The following is a 16,971-nucleotide window of genomic DNA, read 5'->3' as shown; positions in this document are numbered from 1 at the left end:
ATTCAACTAATATGAAATCAATCAAATGCGTCCTACTATCATTCGTAGTTCTAGCTTCCTTTTCCTGTAGTGTGGTAGAAGAGGGAAATTCTGATACTGATGATACTTCGATCACATTTGAAGATCATTTTCCGAATAGTGTGATAGATGTAAATGCTTATTTGCTAGGTGGGTCTTCACGTACTTGGAGCACCTTGGGTTTTACAATAGATGGCGTCAATGGTTTTCAAAACTGTAGATTGGATGATGAGATTCAACTAAATGCAGACCAGACTTATGACTATAACGGAGGGGATATGCTCTGTGGAGCTGAAGATAATCAAAAACTCAAATCAGGAAATTGGGAAGTGGATACTGAGGCTAGAACACTTACATTTGATAAAGGAACTGATCAGGAAGGTGTATTTTTCATCGAAAGCTTGAACGAAGATGAAATAGTAGTGAGCTCTCACTATTATAGCTGGAAGGTGCTGGGAAAATTCACCCATGATTAATAGATGCATGAAGAAAATTGTTCTATCAAGTCTGTGCCTATTGTGGGTAGGAAATTGCTTATTTGCTCAAAACAGCCTGCAGCAATACACGCCATCAATTCTTCTAAATAAAGGGCAGATGGAATTGAAGGTTTTTAATAATCTATATACTCAAACAAAAGTTCGAGATGAGGATGGGACTAATATCGAACTGGGCGAACGTCAGTCTTTTTTGAATAATCAAATCAGATACCTTTATGGCCTGTCCAAAGAAGCTAGGTTTAACATTGGCTTAGAAACTAATCTTACAACCGCTTGGTATGGTTCTGAGTCTAGCGATTTAATGTTCACATCAATAGGTCCAACGTTAAAATTTGTACCTATTAAAAACCTAGGCAATTTCAGTGTCCAAAGTACATTCCTATTTCCGCTTAATAGAGATGATTTAGAAAAACCCTTTATCAATCATAATAGATACACTTGGTGGACGCAATTTTTTTATGATCACTCCATAAATTCTAAATTGAATTTGTTCTTAGAAGCAGACCTGATTTATAGATTTGCAGTGGAGGATTATCAAAACGATTTCTTTAGAACACCTTTGAGCCTGATCGTGAGTTATTTTCCAACATCCAAGCTTACACTTTACACCAATGTGCAATATGCTCCGGCTTATGGCAAGCTCCCTGGGGTTGAAGATATTGAATTTGGCAGGATGAGATGGTTTACGCAACTGGGATTGGGTACCAAGTATTTGATTCAGAGTAATCTGGAATTGGAATTGTCTTATGCCAATTTTGTTTTGTCCAAGCGTGACGGTGCTGGCAGCGTTTACAATTTTGGGATTAGGTTTTTGAGATAATCATTTTTGTGAGTTCCATATAGATGGATTTGAGCTCTGGTTTTTCCTCTAATGCATTCAAATGGTTTTGTATGGTTGATTGATCCCCTCTTTTAGCTGGGCCAGTCAATGCTTGATCTGGGTTGGATTCAAAAGCATTTTGAATCGACTCAAAAACCAAGGGTTTTAAAATATTCAAATTCAAGGACGTATCATTTAAAATTTCTTCCGAAGCAGCCAACATTCGATTAACAAAATTACTTGCAAATACAGCGGCTATATGAAGTTTTTGGCGTTCGGCTTCAGTTGTAATACTCACTTGGGAGCTAATGATTGCACCAAGTTCTTTTAATTTCTGAGTGTCTGCATTACTTTTTCCATCAATCAGAATGGGTACTTGTTGAAAATCGACTTTTTTACCAATTGTGAATGTTTGCAGCGGGTAAAATATACCAGATCGTGAATGCTTTAGAGTATTTAAGGAAACCGTACCAGATGTATGCGCGACTAATGATATTTCTGGAAAAGAAATTTTTTTTGAAACTTCACCAATGGCATCATCGCTTATGGCAATAATAAAGATGTCTGATTGACTTTTAGAGAAATCAAGTGAGTTAGTAGCAGTTGAACTAGAAATTGCCGCACTCAATTTATTAGCATGATCTATTGAGCGACTATAGATTTCATTTACAAGAATACCCTTGGCCTTGAATGCATGCACTAAGCTCGTTGCTACTCTTCCAGAACCAATGATACTTACTTTTTGATCTAAAATATGACCCATTCTGATTTACTTATCTTTAATAAACGACTAAGCGAATCTATGGAAAATTGTTCACTCGATCAGTGGTATGATCCCGCCAAAAAATTTGAATGGAAAGGCCACTCTATTAGGTACAAAGAGCATCAGGCTGAAGACGAAACGCTTTTATTGATTCATGGATTTCCTACGGCATCTTATGATTGGTGCAAAATTTGGAAGCCATTGACCGAACGGTTTTCACTGATTGCTCCAGATATGATTGGCTTTGGGTATTCGGATAAGCCTTACAATTTTCCCTATTCAATCATGAAACAAGCGAACATGATTCTAGATTTGCTCAGTAATAAGGGGGTTACTTCTTTTCATATACTGGCGCATGACTATGGGGATACAGTGGCTCAGGAAATTTTAGCCAGAACGAATTACGACCCCAAGTTTGATGTAAAAACTGTTTGTTTGCTGAATGGAGGCATCTTTCCAGAAGCGCATCATCCTATTTTGATCCAAAAGTTGTTGATGAGTCCAATAGGATTTATTCTAAGTAGAATGCTCAATCAACGGAAATTCGAAAATTCATTCTCAAAGGTTTTTGGAACCAACACTAAGTTGAATAAAGAGGAATTAGCCATTTATTGGAAACTTGTTTCTCGAAACAATGGCCATAAAATCGCTCACAAGATTATTAAATACATGAGAGAGCGTGTAGTCAATCGCGAACGGTGGGTCGGTGCACTTCAACATTATCCCAACAAACTTGGTTTAATCAATGGGCCTGAAGACCCTATTTCAGGTAAGGTAATGGTGGCTCGATTTAGAGAAATCATTAGTTCAGAAAATATTTGGCTATTGGATGGCATTGGGCATTATCCTCAAGTGGAAGCACCTAATGCAACACTTGACTCTTTTTTCGAGTTTTTGAAATAGTATATACTTTAAGTGTATTTGTTGGGAAAGATAAGTAATTCCATGAAAAATTTATCACTCAAATTGGAAGAGGGTATTTTCGAAGATACTGAGGAGATCCTTGTAGAAATAAACAAGAAACGTAATAAGTACATTAACGAAGCAGTGGCTTTCTACAATAAGCTATACAAACGAAAGCTTATGCGTAATAGTTTGGCCGCTGAATCTGCGGAGGCTTATGGCTCTTCTATGGAAGTATTAGAAGAGTTTGAAGCACTTGAGGATGATCTCGATTTTCTGGATTAGTTTATGAAAAGATTCGAAGTCTGGTTGGCTAATCTAAACCCACAAAGCGGGGCAGAAGTGGGAAAAGTTCGTCCAGTTTTGATTGTTCAGTCCAATTTGCTCAACGACGTCGGTCATCCTGCCACCATCATTTGTCCGATTACCACTAATGTGAAACCTGAACTGAAAACTTTAAGGGTGAATTTAAGTCAGGGTGAAGGAGGTTTGAGCAAACCTTCGGCTATAATAATAGATCAAATCAGAGCTATTGATAACAAAAGGTTGATCGAGTGGAAGGGAGAAATTTCTAAGAAATCTGTCAAACAAGTAAAGCACAATTTAAATGTAGTGCTGGATTTGAATTGGTAGGACAAAAAAAACCTTGAAGGTCTTTAAGACCTTCAAGGTTTGAATAAAATGTTTTTAGAATCTTATTCCTTCTCTTTGTTAAAGTCAATTACTACAGGTGTAGCAATGAACAACGAAGAGTAAGTACCGATCAAAATACCGATGATCAGCGCGAATGAGAAACCTTTCAATACTGCTCCACCAAACAAGAACAATACAATCACTACGATCAAAGTCGTAACAGAAGTAATCATTGTTCTATTGATCGTGCTATTCAATGACTCATTAAAAATGGCCTTCATATTGCCACCTGCTTTGATGTCCATATTTTCTCTAACTCTATCAAATACAACCACGGTATCATTGATCGAGTAACCGATAATGGTCAACATCGCCGCGATAAATACCTGATCAACCTCGAAAGAGAAGCCCAACATGTTGGCAATAGCAAAGGCAGAAAGCACGAACAAAGTATCGTGGAATAGCGCAATAATTGCACCCAATCCAAACTGCCATTTTCTAAACCTTACTAAGATATATAGGAAGATGACTACCAATGCGAAGATGACTGATTGAGAAGACGCGTTTTTGATATCATCAGCAATCGTAGCTCCAACTTTAGAAGAACTAGCAATGGTGAAGTTTCCTTCGCCTGCTTTAGAATCGTCTTGTACGTAACTCAATCCAGTGAATTCTGATACACCACTCACAAGTGCAGCTTTTACATTGGCATCCGCCTCGTCTGACTCGTCATTGATCAAATAACTAGTAGTTACTTTCAATACATTATTCGCACCATAAGTTTTCACTTCCACACCTTGGTTGTCGAACGACGAACCTAGAGCCACTTTCAATGCAGATGATTCTACTGGATTGTCGAAAGACACTACATAAGATCTACCACCTGTAAAATCAACACCATAAGTCAATCCTTTGATCAACATAGCCACGATCCCAATGGTGATAAATACGGTAGAGAATAAGTAAGCAAATTTTCTTTTAGAGATGAAGTCGAAGTTCATTCCTGCCAAAGCATTCTTAGAAAGGCCTGTCATGAATGAAATTTTGCTCTGATCTCCTTTTTTGCTAAACCATTCTACAAATACTCTTGTAATAAATACAGCAGAGAAGAATGAACAAGCTATACCTACCATCAAAGTAATAGCGAATCCTTTCACAGGACCTTGACCCAATGTATAAAGAATGATTCCTACTAAAAATGTAGTCACGTTCGCATCTACAATAGATGAATATGCTTTTCTATAACCAGAAGAGATAGCTTGTTTTAGGCCAGCTCCATTTTTCAATTCTTCTTTGATTCTTTCGAAAATCAGTACGTTTGCATCAATCGACATACCAATAGTCAATACGATACCAGCGATACCAGGCAGGGTCAATGCAGCGCTAAGCTGAGCCAAGATTCCTAAAATGAAGAATACATTGAAGAACAAAGCCAAGTTCGCGATCATGCCACCACCTGAGTAATAAGCAATCATAAATACAATTACGATAGCCAAACCAGCGAAGATGGACAGCATCCCTTGATCCTGAGCCACTTTACCAAGTGTTGGTCCGATCACTACGTCTTCAACAATAGTAGTTGGGGCCGGTAGTGATCCAGCTTTCAAAATGTTAGCCAAATCTTTAGCTTCTTCCAAAGTGAAGTTACCCGTGATTTGAGAGCTTCCGTTTGGAATTTCGCCTTGTACGTTTGGAGCAGAGTATACATAGTTGTCAAGTACGATGGCGATGCGTCTGTTTACATTGTCGCCAGTCAACTTCTTCCATTTTTTGGCACCAGTTGCATTCATGTTCATGCTGATCGCAGGAGCAGTTCTCTGATCCAAATCCTGACGAGCATCTACAATTACCTCACCACTCAAAGGTGCTTTGCCACCTCTGTTTGTTTTGATAGCGTACAATTCCAAGAATTCGTCTTGACTCAGTTCATCTTGATTTTTGATTGGCTTCACCAACCACATGAATTTGATGGTAGAAGGAACCACCTGTTGAACTTTAGGGTTCTTCAACATTCTGTTGACTTGTGCTGTGTCTTTCAAGTCGTACACCAATCCATACTGCGCTTTCAATAGGCTAAACAATGGAGAAACTTGTGAATTGAATGTAGAATCAACAGCTGTACTGTCGCTAGCCAATTGTGCTTCTAGATCATCAGTGTCTAAAGAATCAGTTTCAGAGTCATCAGACAATAAATCACCCAAATCATCAGATGCTGTAGTTTCGGCAGCTTCTTCACTAGAAATCTCTGGTAATTCAGCTTTCATTTCTTTCACCATCACGTCATTCATAGCTTGAAGCGTTGGGAAAATTTCTTGCATTTCGTGTACTTCCCAGAATTCCAGCTTAGCTACACCTTGCAAAAGTTTTCTAACTCTTTCAGGGTTGTCAACACCAGGCAATTCAATCTGAATTCTACCTGTGCCTTGTAGTCGTTGGATGTTTGGCTGTGAGGTACCGAATCTATCAATTCTAGTTCTTAAGATGTTGAATGATCTTTCTATTGCACCATCAACTTCAGTATTGATCAGATCTAAAACTTCGTCGTCTGTTGTACTCAAACTGATTCGGCCCCTATTCGCTGCAGTAGCGAATACACTAGCTAGAGACTGATCAGGAGCGATTTCTTTGTATGAGTTGTAAAATTCAGTAACGAAATCTAGCTGAGTGCCTTTTACATTCTGCTTGGCCATATCCAAGGCTTTCAAGAAATTGGGGTCAGTGCTGTTGCCGCTGATTCCTTTGACGATTTCTACCGGAGAAACCTCTAAGGTCACGTGCATACCACCCTGAAGGTCAAGCCCAAGGTTCAATTCTGTTTCTTTGATTTCTTTATATGTGAAATCCACACCAAAAAGATTGTAAACAGGCTCATTCCATACAGAATCGAGGTATTGTTGTTTCTTTTGGTAATCTGTAGTGTTATCTACAGTTGCTGCATCAATTGCTTGCTGGTTTACTCGCTGCGCCACGAATGTGAACGACAGGTAATAAACACAAAGTAAGGAGACTACAATCGTGAGTAGTACTACTCCGCCTTTATTTTTCATTTGTATAAATGTTTAAAAAAGTAATTACGAACTAAATATTTTTATTGAGTGTGCGGCCGTGAGTGACCGATTATGGTTTGCCAAGAGGCATAAGAAGATACTTAGGGTGCGTTAGGGGCAATGATAATATTGAAAAGCACCTTGAGAAGCTTTTCTGGTAGTCGGACTGCCAATTGATCCAACCTTTGAGTTTCAGAAGTTTCAACCTCAGGTTGATCGTTCAGAATAAAATCTAACGGAGAAAAGTGAATCTGAGCAGTAGGTGCTACTGCCTCCAATGTAGAAATCTGCGCTGCATTAGGATTTTCATTTTCAGTTTTACCCTCTTCCTCTGCTACATCTTTATCTAGTTGGCAAATGAATTCACAATTAGCATACGTCTTCAGTATCGGCTGGCTAATAATGCCAACAGCCGCCACCATTCCTATTACAAGAATGAGGGTTTTGTACTTCGATATGTTATTGATGATATTCATCCAGCCACAGGTTCGTCTGCCGCAAAAGTATATAAATATTAATTAGATGGAAGAACCCAACAAATATTTAGTTTTGATCTTGTGAAAAAACCATTGGTATCGGTCATTTGTCTTTGTTATAATCAGTCCAAGTTCGTAATAGAATCCTTGGATTCGGTTTTAAACCAGAATTATGATTCAGTAGAATTAATCATAGTGGATGATGCCAGTACGGATGGAAGCAAAAAAGTGATCAAGAACTGGTTGAAAAACTATCCTGAGGTTCCTTTTTTGGATTTGCCTAAAAATTTAGGAAATACTGAGGCTTTTAATCAAGGTCTGTCATTAGCTAAGGGCAAATATATAATTGACTTGGCAGCAGATGATATGCTATTGAACAACCGAATCGCTGAACAGGTGATCTTTTTTGAAAAGCAAAGAGCCAATGTTGGAGTGATCTATTCCGATACACACTATATGGATGAAAATGGCCATCTACTATACACGCATTTTGAAGGGCTGAATTTGGTTCCTTTTGAAGGCGATGTTTATGAGAGGCTTATAGATACCTATTTTGTTCCTACACCCACCATGATGGTGCGCAGTGATGTATTGACTGAATTGAGTGGATATGATGAATCTTTGGCCTACGAAGACTTTGACTTTTGGATCAGGTCGTCGAGAAAGTGGCACTATGCCTATCAGCCCGAGGTATTGACTGCCACAAGACTCGTCTCGGGATCTCAATCCACTTTTTTTTATCATCAAAATGATAAAAAACTTTTCTCAACACTTAAGGTATGTAGGAAAATACAGCATTTGAATAAATGTAAAGAAGAAGACCTTGCATTGAGCAGAAGAGTCAAATATGAAATAAGACATGCTTTTTTAGCTGGAAAAAAAGCCGAATTGAATGGTTTTTTCTCATTGTTAAAAGAATTAAGTCATATTCCTATCAAATACAAAGTAATACAATGCATCGGACAATTAGGTTTTAATTGGAATTGGATGAAAAACCCTATTTATTTTATAAAAAAATAATAAGTTTTACCTCCTGTTATCATCTCCCATCAGCATACTTAAATAACTGTCGTACCGACTCTGAGATATTTCGCCTTGTTCATAAGCAGTGGCGATGGCACAACCAGGTTCATGGGTATGTGTACAATTATTGAATTTGCATTGACCAAGTAACTCTCGCAATTCTGGGAAGTAATGACTCAGTTCTTCTTTTTCAATTTCCGCTAAACCTAGTTCTTTGATACCAGGGGTATCTATGATGTAAGCGTTTTCGGCGACTTTAAATCTTTCGGCGAAAGTGGTGGTATGGATGCCCTTTTCTGAGAATTCTGAAATTTCGGAGGTCTTTTGCTCAGCTTCTGGAATCAGTTGATTGACCAGTGTGGATTTACCTACGCCCGAATGTCCAGATATTAGGGTGGTTTGATTGGATAATGAGTTTTTGAAAGTCGCTATATCTTTTGGGTTTAGAGCAGAAATGAATCCTGTTCTGTAACCCAAAACTTCATACTCCTTCATTTTTTCTTTTAATGCTTTCAATTCTTCGTTAGAAAGCAAGTCAATTTTGTTGCACAATATCATAGCAGGAATGCGGAAAGCTTCTGCGGTAACCAAAAACCGATCAATGAATCCCAAGGATGTTTTGGGATTGGCAACAGTGGCTACTATTACGGCTAAATCAATATTACTGGCAATGATATGTCCATGCCCTTTTTTTTTCGGGGAAGTGCGAATGATGTAGTTTTCTCGTGGAAGAATTTCTGATATGATCCATGCTTCGGCATTGCCTTCATCTTCGAGGAGTTCTACCTTGTCGCCAACAGCGACGGGATTGGAGATCTTTTTGTTCTCCAATTTGAATTTGCCTTTGAGCCGACATTGGTAGCTGGCGCCGTCAGACCCTTCTACCAAATACCACAATCCCATTGATTTTGTAACTATTCCTTGCATGTTGGTTTTTTGGAGAGGCTAAATTAGTCAGAGCGATTCACAAAAGTCAAAAAAAAACGTCATCACGAATGGAATGAAGTGATCTTAAAATTCAATTATGAATCGTAAGCTTAAGATTACTTCATGCTGTTCGCAATGACGTATGACTTTTGAGAGTACTCTAAATTCCTCAGTAAAGACTTTTAGTGCTTAGACAGATAGTCAGCTACACCTTCTCTGGTGGCATGCATAGCATCTTTACCTTCTTCCCAGTTAGCAGGACAAACTTCTCCATGCTTTTCTACATATTGAAGAGCATCTACCAATCTGATCATTTCATCAATGTTTCTACCTAATGGAAGATCGTTAATAGTTTCGTGTCTTACCGTTCCTTCTTTGTCGATTAAGAATGTGCCTCTGAAGGCGATTGGCAAACCTACGAAAGACAATTGCCCATCTTCGTTATAATCCCAATCTCCAGCAAGAACACCATAATTGTTAGCAATTGTTTTGCTTGTATCAGCAACTAATGGATATTTTACACCTTCAATTCCACCTTTATTTTTGTCAGTCATCAACCAAGCCAAATGAGTTTCTTCGGTATCAGTTGATGCTCCTACTACTGCTACTCCTCTTTTTTCAAATTCAGCCAATTTTTCTTGGAAAGCCAAGATTTCAGTTGGGCAAACGAATGTAAAATCCTTAGGGTAGAAAAAGAATACAACTTCTTTCTGACCTAAATACTGATCTAAAGAGAATGATTCAACTATTTCGTCTCCGTTTACTACTGCAGGTGCAGTAAATAATGGTGCTTTTTTTCCTACTAATGACATATTTCTAAATGTTTCTAAATTAAATTTTATGACTTCAAAATTAGCCATTGAGTATTTGCTTTGAGAACGATTAAATCAATTTTATTTATCGGTCGATAGAATTCTTTTTTTGCTAGACAAATACTAGTGATTCGGCTAAGAAAAGTTCATTTTTTGTGTAATTACTGTAATTAGCCTTATTTTTAAACTACGAAATAAAAACTGATAATCATGAGATTGAACTTTACTAAATCAATAATTATACTGGGGACTGTTTTTTGTCTTGCTCCAATAACAAAATCCACTGCACAGGACTTTGTGAATATATTCAGAGCTTCTGAAGAGGATGTTACTCAGTATATGGATAGTTACATTGAACCCGCTATGTTTTCGTTTGCGAATGGAATGGCAGGTGGTTGGTACAATACAGCCAAAACGCATAAACCTTTGGGTTTTGATTTGACTTTTACGGTGAACGTAGCGAACATTCCTAATAATGAGAGGCTATTTTTGTTTAACCCTGACGACTATGGCAACGTACGCTTGGCAGGCGATGTGACTTCCTCTCAAACAGCTGATTTGCCTACATTGGTTGGAGGTAATACTAGCGAGAGATTAGAATTATATGGGCAATATACAGCGCCTGATGGCAATACTTATGAATATGCTACAGGTGATAATTTTCAGGCACCAGATGGAATTGACGTATCAAGCTTGCCATTAGCTGGTGTTCCTGCACCGACGATACAGTTAGGTATTGGTATTATTAAAAACACTGATTTGAAGATTCGATATGGTAGAGCGAAGGACATGGAATTGGACGACAACACTAACAATAAATATGGTGTGGATATATTTGGAATTGGTGTGATGCATGATTTCAAACAATGGATTCCAGGGATCAAGCATTTGCCTTTGGATATGGCTCTATTTGTTGGATATTCAAGGTTTAAGTCAACTATTGATTTTGATGAAAGCAATGTGAGTTTTGACGCTGAGGGAACTGCGGAGTTGATAGCAAATAATACTTCGATTCAGGCATTAGTTTCTAAAAAGCTCTCAATTTTAACTTTGTATGGTGGCTTAGGGTACAACATAGTGTCTAGTGGTATTAAGGTTGAAGGAACAATTGAGAATTATGAATTAACTGATATTGTTACGGGAGAGCCATATACTGTGGAAGACCCTGTAGATTTCAAATATGATGGAGGAAGTACATTTAGAGCTACCTTTGGAATGAGGCTTAAATTGGCTTTTCTTACTTTACATTCTGATTATACATTCCAGAAATACAATATGTTGTCTGTTGGTTTAGGAATGAGCTTTAGATAAGAAACACAAAACCATATAAAAACGAAAAGCCCCGATTGTGATCTCGGGGCTTTTCATTTTTGATAAAAATGTTAAACAGGTGTATGAATAAAATTTGTGTTATGTACTTCTTTATACTAGATACATAAACAAAGTAACCACCCGTAGTAACTTTTTTTAAATATTTTTTAAAATCTGATTTTTAAGGAGATTAATCCCTTATAGAAGCGGTAATCACTGAAATGCTATCCTTAGGAGTAAAAGCTTGCTTGGTAGCAGAAAGAATATCACTAGACCTATTTACTTTGCTTGCTAATAAAATTAGAAACAAGAGGGATAACTTAAGTATAAAGGTTAGTTCCGACTTTGCTTTTCTCGACATGCTTTGAATGGTTTAGATTTCTCTAAGGTAAAATTATATAATTATAAGGCAGGGCAAATTTCATTTCGATGAATTGGCTGATTTAATAGACAAATGTTAAAATGAATCCATATTTATTAAATTTCCACATCAAATTAATAGACTGGTGACAAATGAAAAACGTTCTATTCGTATGTCTGGGCAATATTTGTAGATCACCGTTAGGTGAGGCAGTTTTTAATCATAAAGCTGATCCTTTAAGTATGAGAGCGGACTCTGCCGGAACTGCTGCTTATCATGTAGGTGAAAATCCAGATCATCGTAGCATTTCCGTAGCCAATAAATATCATGTACCTATACATCATAAGGCTCGAAAATTTGTAGCTGAAGACTTCGAGCGATTTGACTATATAATAGCTATGGATAGAAATAATTATGATGATATGAAAGCTCTAGCTCAAGGTGGTATAGATCATTTGTTTCTATTACGAGAGTTTGATCCAGAGGCCGATGGTGATATGGACGTTCCAGATCCATACTACGGAGGAAGTGATGGGTTTGAGCATGTATTTCATATGGTTTCTCGTTCAATTGATGAACTGATCAAGCATATAGCATCTGACCAATGAACTTCTTGAATGAGGTGATTTATCAATTATTTGGTGAAAAGACTGATTGTAGCGACTTACAATCGGTCGGAGGAGGGTGTATTCATCAGGCGGGTTCTTTTGTGCATAATGGTGAAAAATATTTCCTGAAATGGAATTCCAATGCTTCTGTCATGTTTGAGACTGAAGCAAAGGGATTGGCTTTGCTTAAAGATACAGCTACGGTTAGTATTCCTAAGATTATAAGTACAGGAAGTGTGAATGAGGTTGATTACCTCTGTTTGGAATTTATAGAGCAATCTGCTCAAGCACCTGGCTTTTGGGTTGATTTTGGCCGTCAGTTGGCTGATTTACATCAAAATTCTGCTTTAAGGTTTGGGTTAGACCATCACAATTTCATTGGAAGACTACCACAGTCCAATGAACAAAAGTCTAATTGGGTCGATTTTTTTATCTCTGAACGACTTATGCCACAAATAAAAATGGCTAGAGACCAAGGGGTGGTGGATGAACAACTTCAGCTTAAGTTTAATACTTTAATGAAGGAGCTGCCGAATCTGATTCCAAACGAAAAACCAGCATTATTGCATGGAGATTTGTGGTCGGGCAATTTTTTAATTGGTAGTCACGGACAACCTGTCATTTTTGATCCAGCAGTATATTATGGGCATCGTGAAGCAGAATTGGCTTTTACTAGATTATTTGGCGGTTTTGATGCTGTTTTTTATCAGACCTACCATAATACTTTTCCACTTCAACACGGACATGAAGAAAGAGTAGATATTTTTAATTTATACCCGCTTTTAGTTCATGTTAATCTGTTTGGATCGTCATATCTCAATGGAATTGTTGAAACCTTACGCCGATTCACTTAATTCTTTGTGTTTTTGTTCAGGCACATAGAGTAAGTGATAGACGTCCTTAGATTTTTGTTCGAGCAATACTTCCTTTCGGTCATATATTTTGTCTAATGCTTCTTGATCATATCCTTTCACCGTCAGCATCTCAAGATTGTCACGCATTTCGATATTGAAGGTGTCACTTAGGCGCTCCACTAGTTTTTCGACTTTATCAAACTTTTTATCAATACAAATCGAAAAACTCACCGCAGAGTTTTGCATCAAATTGATCTTGATATTTAATTGATCTAGTGCATTAAAAATTAGGCTCAATTTTCGTTCGTCTATGAAAGTAAAATCAGTGACCTTAAAATCAATAAAAACCTGCCTAGTTTTTAAAATGAAAGAGGCTGGATGTTTGCCTGCCTTTTCAGCTCCAATGACCGTTCCTAGCTCTTGAGGGGCATTAAATGGTCGAACATATAGTTTGATGCCGTTTTGTGCCAGAGGTTTAATGGTTCTTGGATGTATGATCGAAGCGCCGTAGTAGGTCATTTCTGAGGCATCAGTATAACTCAAGGCTGGAATAATGATGGCATCGGGCATTTTACTTGGGTCGGCAGTCATCACTCCGGGGACATCTTTCCAAACCGTAACAGATTCAGCGTTTAACCCAGTAGCAAATATAGCGGCACTAAAATCCGAACCTTCTCTACCTAGTGTTGTCGTTTTGCCTTCACCATTAGATCCAATAAAACCTTGAGTAATTACAATGGCATCTTTTGCAAATTCAGGAATTCGACTTTTGATATTTTGCTTTGTTATATCCCAATCTACTCTTGCATCTATGTAGTTATAATCCGTTTTCACGTAATTGCGTGCATCTACCCAGATGGTTTTGTGGATGTTTTGATTCAGATAATTTCGAATAATTCTGGTAGAAAGTAACTCTCCTTGGCTTACCATTTCACTGTAGACTTCCATATATGGCTTGCCTGCAGCAAAACTCAAGTATTTTGCAATCCCCTCGAAAATTGATTCTAGTCTTTCAAATACTTGATGGTCTTTTTCAAATAGCCCATTTGATATTTCTAAATGAAAGTTTTTGATTTCTTGCAATTCTGCTTGCCAGTTACCTTTTTCAAAATATACGCTAACTAATTCTTCAAGTGCGTTTGTGGTCTTACCCATTGCGGATACGATCACTACTAATTCATCCTTGCAGAATTGCTTAATTACTTCGGCTACATTTTTTACGGACGGGGCATCCTTTACAGATGCACCACCAAATTTGAATACTTTCATTACGGATAAAATTAAGGTGGCAAAATTACCTATGGAGGTAGAATAAAAAAATAAAAGACAAACTATTGAAGGGATAATCTCTTAACAGTGACTTAACATTAAGCGGATTATTTCTATTTTTGCAACTACCCAAAACACTTTTAATGGATAAGCAATCACTCGGATCTACTATTGGAACTACTTTAGATAGATTCATCAATGACAAACAAGGCGAATTTCCTTTTGCCACTGGCGAACTGTCTCAACTGCTGAGAGACATTGCACTTGCAGGGAAAATTATAAACAGAGAAGTAAACAAATCAGGGTTGCTGGATATTGCGGGTGCATTTGGTACTACCAATGTACAAGGCGAAGAACAGCAAAAGTTGGATGTGATTGCTGATATTAGGTTTACTCGTGCGTTGAAGAATGGAGGCGAAGTTTGTGCAATTATTTCTGAAGAAGAAGATGATTTGATCCGTTTGAATGAGAATAGTCGCTATGTAGTAGCTATGGACCCATTGGATGGCTCTTCGAATATTGATGTGAATGTCTCTATTGGCACCATCTTTTCCATTTACAGAAGAGTATCTCCGATTGGAACTCCAGTTCAAATGGAGGATGTTTTGCAGAAAGGAGACAATCAAGTCGCTGCAGGTTATATTTTATATGGATCGTCTACCATGTTGGTTTATACTACTGGCCATGGGGTGAATGGGTTTACGTTTGAGCCTACGCTTGGAGAATTCTTACTCTCTCACCAAAATATGAAATGCCCCAAAGACGGAAAAATATATTCTATCAATGAAGGGTCGTATCAGAGTTTTGAACCTTCAGTAAAAGAGTACCTTCAATATTGCAAGTCAGAAAATTATAGCGCAAGGTATATTGGATCTCTAGTTGCCGACTTTCATAGAAATTTGTTGAAAGGCGGAATATATATATACCCAAGTACAGAGAAGGCGCCAAACGGCAAACTTCGTTTGATGTATGAATGCAACTGTCTGGCTTTTATTGCCGAACAAGCAGGAGGTATGGCCACAGATGGTCAACGTCGGGTGATGGAGATAGAACCAACGGAATTACACCAAAGAGTCCCATTATTTATAGGTTCCCCAAATATGGTCAATAAAGCACATGAATTAAGGGGAGAAGAAGCTATAGTGCAGAAAAGTTAAAAATTTCTATACTTTTCTCTTGTTATAACCTTTTGCATTTCACGCTTGATTACTTCACGAGCTAGAGCCATTCCAATTTGATCTGGCGCTTCTGATGAGATGATTTTTTTGAACATTGATTCATCTAAATCTATCTTATAGAAAGCATTCAGCAAACGAGTCATGTCTTGATTGAGCAAGTTATTGATGATGGAAGCCAATGCATTTTCAAGATCCTGTTCGGAAGATTGATAAGGTGCCAGCTCCTCCTCTGGGAGCTGGAAGTGTTTGGTGATCAGGGCCGCGCAAGATGTGAGTGAATCACTCATCCGAAACTTATTTCTTATCAGTTTCTTCTTTGCTTTCTTCTTTCTCCTCAAATAATTCTGGATATCCACTGCTCAACAGGTGGTACCATTTTACCAATTTCTTGATATCAGAAGCATAAACGCGATCTTCATCATAGTCAGGCAGAATGTGCTTTAAAAAAGCTTTGAGTTCTTCGTTGTCCGAATTTCCAGCAAGACCTGTGTCACCGTTGAATTCTTTGTGAATTTTTTTCATCACTTGCTCCAGCGGACAAGATCCTTCTTTGTCGTTGGTATAAATCGATATCTCACCAAGAACAGAAACTTTAGAATTGACATTGACCACCAATTTCTTTTTCTGTTCGTCCATTGATTCGAGGATCATTCCTCCACGGGTAGGAGCGACTACGCTAAATAGTCCGCCTTTGCCTGATACCGTTGCTATTTCGTTGAAATCCATAGTTAGTTATTAAATCGGTCGCAAAATTAATATTTTCTTATACACTCTCATTGATTTGACCGATGTATTCTAATATTTCCTTTTGTCCTACTTTTTTTGCAGATGAGGTCACAAATGTAGGAGGTAATTCATCCCAGAATTTCTTTAATTCTGTTTTGAAATTGGCAATGTTTGATTGGATTTTAGAATTGTTGGGCTTGTCTGCTTTCGTGAAAATAATGGAGAATGGAATTTGATATTCTCCCAGCCAATTCAAAAACTCAATATCTATTTTTTGAGGTGGGATTCTCGAATCAATTAAAACAAAGACATTGTATAAATTTTCTCTCTGACCTAAATAATTTTTGGTCATGATGTCCCATTTTTCTTTCATTTCCTTGCTCACCTGGGCCCAGCCATAACCCGGCAAATCGACCAAATACCAAGCTTTATTGATCAGGAAGTGATTGATCAATTGGGTTTTACCTGGTTTGCCTGAAGTTTTGGCCAGTTTAGTCTTATCGGTCAACATATTAATCAGTGACGACTTGCCTACGTTGGACCTCCCAATGAAGGCATATTCCGGCATATCTGGTGCAGGGCATTGCTTGTAGTCTGTATTGCTGATGACGAACTCGGAACTTGTAATTTTCATTGGGATTAAATTTCTGCAAAAATGCTCAAATCCTAGGTGTTACTCTATGTATCCATTATTTATTTAACTCCTTGAAGGTAAACACAGCACGAAAGCCATGAAAATTTCAAT

The 16,971-nt window shown here is 37.8% G+C and carries 20 protein-coding genes; 10 read left to right on the top strand and 10 right to left on the bottom strand.

Annotated elements, in window-relative coordinates:
- Positions 1-11: 11 nt before the first annotated feature.
- The gene (locus tag ABJH98_RS03165; protein ID WP_348306174.1) at positions 12-494 is read left to right on the top strand and encodes a lipocalin family protein; all 483 of its coding nucleotides are present in this window, start codon (positions 12-14) and stop codon (positions 492-494) included.
- Positions 495-501: 7 nt separating this feature from the next.
- Positions 502-1,335, top strand: coding sequence for a hypothetical protein (locus ABJH98_RS03160; protein ID WP_348306173.1), 834 nt, complete (start codon positions 502-504; stop codon positions 1,333-1,335).
- Here ABJH98_RS03160 and ABJH98_RS03155 read toward each other — a convergent pair.
- Positions 1,319-2,098 (bottom strand): DUF2520 domain-containing protein, encoded by a 780-nt coding sequence (locus ABJH98_RS03155; protein ID WP_348306172.1) that lies wholly within the window; start codon positions 2,096-2,098, stop codon positions 1,319-1,321. The two genes, ABJH98_RS03160 and ABJH98_RS03155, sit on opposite strands and share 17 nt — an antisense overlap.
- 39 nt (positions 2,099-2,137) lie before the next feature.
- Here ABJH98_RS03155 and ABJH98_RS03150 point away from each other — a divergent pair, with 39 nt between their 5' ends.
- The 3 genes from ABJH98_RS03150 to ABJH98_RS03140 are packed head-to-tail and all read left to right on the top strand — an operon-like array spanning position 2,138 to position 3,634.
- The gene (locus ABJH98_RS03150; protein WP_348306171.1) at positions 2,138-3,001 is read left to right on the top strand and encodes an alpha/beta hydrolase; all 864 of its coding nucleotides are present in this window, start codon (positions 2,138-2,140) and stop codon (positions 2,999-3,001) included.
- A gap of 42 nt (positions 3,002-3,043) precedes the next feature.
- The gene (locus ABJH98_RS03145) at positions 3,044-3,286 is read left to right on the top strand and encodes a hypothetical protein (RefSeq protein WP_348306170.1); all 243 of its coding nucleotides are present in this window, start codon (positions 3,044-3,046) and stop codon (positions 3,284-3,286) included.
- 3 nt (positions 3,287-3,289) lie between these two features.
- Complete coding sequence (locus ABJH98_RS03140; RefSeq protein WP_348306169.1) at positions 3,290-3,634, top strand: type II toxin-antitoxin system PemK/MazF family toxin; 345 nt, start codon at positions 3,290-3,292, stop codon at positions 3,632-3,634.
- A gap of 62 nt (positions 3,635-3,696) precedes the next feature.
- On the opposite strand, the gene secDF is transcribed toward ABJH98_RS03140, so the two are convergent.
- Positions 3,697-6,681 (bottom strand): protein translocase subunit SecDF, encoded by a 2,985-nt coding sequence (gene secDF / locus ABJH98_RS03135; RefSeq protein ID WP_348306168.1) that lies wholly within the window; start codon positions 6,679-6,681, stop codon positions 3,697-3,699.
- Positions 6,682-6,782: 101 nt separating this feature from the next.
- The gene (locus tag ABJH98_RS03130) at positions 6,783-7,157 is read right to left on the bottom strand and encodes a hypothetical protein (RefSeq protein WP_348306167.1); all 375 of its coding nucleotides are present in this window, start codon (positions 7,155-7,157) and stop codon (positions 6,783-6,785) included.
- Between the two features lie 81 nt (positions 7,158-7,238).
- Here ABJH98_RS03130 and ABJH98_RS03125 point away from each other — a divergent pair, with 81 nt between their 5' ends.
- Complete coding sequence (locus ABJH98_RS03125; protein WP_348306166.1) at positions 7,239-8,177, top strand: glycosyltransferase; 939 nt, start codon at positions 7,239-7,241, stop codon at positions 8,175-8,177.
- A 6-nt stretch (positions 8,178-8,183) separates the two neighbouring features.
- On the opposite strand, the gene rsgA is transcribed toward ABJH98_RS03125, so the two are convergent.
- Both rsgA and ABJH98_RS03115 read right to left on the bottom strand, forming a co-directional pair.
- Complete coding sequence (rsgA, locus tag ABJH98_RS03120; protein WP_348306165.1) at positions 8,184-9,107, bottom strand: ribosome small subunit-dependent GTPase A; 924 nt, start codon at positions 9,105-9,107, stop codon at positions 8,184-8,186.
- A 182-nt stretch (positions 9,108-9,289) separates the two neighbouring features.
- On the bottom strand, positions 9,290-9,919 hold the full coding sequence (locus ABJH98_RS03115) for a peroxiredoxin (RefSeq protein ID WP_348306164.1): 630 nt from the start codon (positions 9,917-9,919) through the stop codon (positions 9,290-9,292).
- A gap of 210 nt (positions 9,920-10,129) precedes the next feature.
- Between ABJH98_RS03115 and ABJH98_RS03110 the strand changes: the two genes are divergently transcribed.
- Positions 10,130-11,230 carry a DUF6588 family protein gene (locus tag ABJH98_RS03110; RefSeq protein ID WP_348306163.1) on the top strand — a complete coding sequence of 367 codons (1,101 nt, stop codon included), beginning with the start codon at positions 10,130-10,132 and terminating at the stop codon, positions 11,228-11,230.
- A gap of 190 nt (positions 11,231-11,420) precedes the next feature.
- On the opposite strand, the gene ABJH98_RS03105 is transcribed toward ABJH98_RS03110, so the two are convergent.
- The gene (locus tag ABJH98_RS03105; protein ID WP_348306162.1) at positions 11,421-11,591 is read right to left on the bottom strand and encodes a hypothetical protein; all 171 of its coding nucleotides are present in this window, start codon (positions 11,589-11,591) and stop codon (positions 11,421-11,423) included.
- Positions 11,592-11,743: 152 nt separating this feature from the next.
- On the opposite strand from ABJH98_RS03105, the gene ABJH98_RS03100 reads away from it, so the two are divergent.
- Positions 11,744-12,199, top strand: coding sequence for a low molecular weight protein-tyrosine-phosphatase (locus ABJH98_RS03100; RefSeq protein ID WP_348306161.1), 456 nt, complete (start codon positions 11,744-11,746; stop codon positions 12,197-12,199).
- Positions 12,196-13,053 (top strand): fructosamine kinase family protein, encoded by an 858-nt coding sequence (locus ABJH98_RS03095; protein ID WP_348306160.1) that lies wholly within the window; start codon positions 12,196-12,198, stop codon positions 13,051-13,053. Before ABJH98_RS03100 ends, ABJH98_RS03095 begins: the two co-directional genes overlap by 4 nt.
- Here ABJH98_RS03095 and ABJH98_RS03090 read toward each other — a convergent pair.
- Positions 13,036-14,322, bottom strand: a complete 1,287-nt coding sequence (locus ABJH98_RS03090; protein ID WP_348306159.1) for an aspartate kinase — start codon at positions 14,320-14,322, stop codon at positions 13,036-13,038. The two genes, ABJH98_RS03095 and ABJH98_RS03090, sit on opposite strands and share 18 nt — an antisense overlap.
- Positions 14,323-14,465: 143 nt before the next feature.
- On the opposite strand from ABJH98_RS03090, the gene fbp reads away from it, so the two are divergent.
- Positions 14,466-15,479, top strand: a complete 1,014-nt coding sequence (gene fbp / locus ABJH98_RS03085) for a class 1 fructose-bisphosphatase (protein ID WP_348306158.1) — start codon at positions 14,466-14,468, stop codon at positions 15,477-15,479.
- Here fbp and ABJH98_RS03080 read toward each other — a convergent pair.
- Genes ABJH98_RS03080 through yihA form a run of 3 tightly spaced genes read right to left on the bottom strand, consistent with a single transcriptional unit; the run spans position 15,476 to position 16,860 of the window.
- On the bottom strand, positions 15,476-15,787 hold the full coding sequence (locus ABJH98_RS03080; protein WP_348306157.1) for a hypothetical protein: 312 nt from the start codon (positions 15,785-15,787) through the stop codon (positions 15,476-15,478). The two genes, fbp and ABJH98_RS03080, sit on opposite strands and share 4 nt — an antisense overlap.
- A gap of 7 nt (positions 15,788-15,794) precedes the next feature.
- The gene (locus ABJH98_RS03075) at positions 15,795-16,226 is read right to left on the bottom strand and encodes a DUF5606 domain-containing protein (RefSeq protein WP_348306156.1); all 432 of its coding nucleotides are present in this window, start codon (positions 16,224-16,226) and stop codon (positions 15,795-15,797) included.
- A 37-nt stretch (positions 16,227-16,263) separates the two neighbouring features.
- On the bottom strand, positions 16,264-16,860 hold the full coding sequence (gene yihA / locus ABJH98_RS03070) for a ribosome biogenesis GTP-binding protein YihA/YsxC (RefSeq protein ID WP_348306155.1): 597 nt from the start codon (positions 16,858-16,860) through the stop codon (positions 16,264-16,266).
- Positions 16,861-16,971: the final 111 nt, after the last annotated feature.

The organism is Reichenbachiella sp. (assembly GCF_039969095.1).
Taxonomy (GTDB): Bacteria; Bacteroidota; Bacteroidia; order Cytophagales; family Cyclobacteriaceae; genus Reichenbachiella.
Note: the sequence above shows the minus strand (reverse complement) of the source record. Positions and strands in the feature narration are given on the sequence as shown.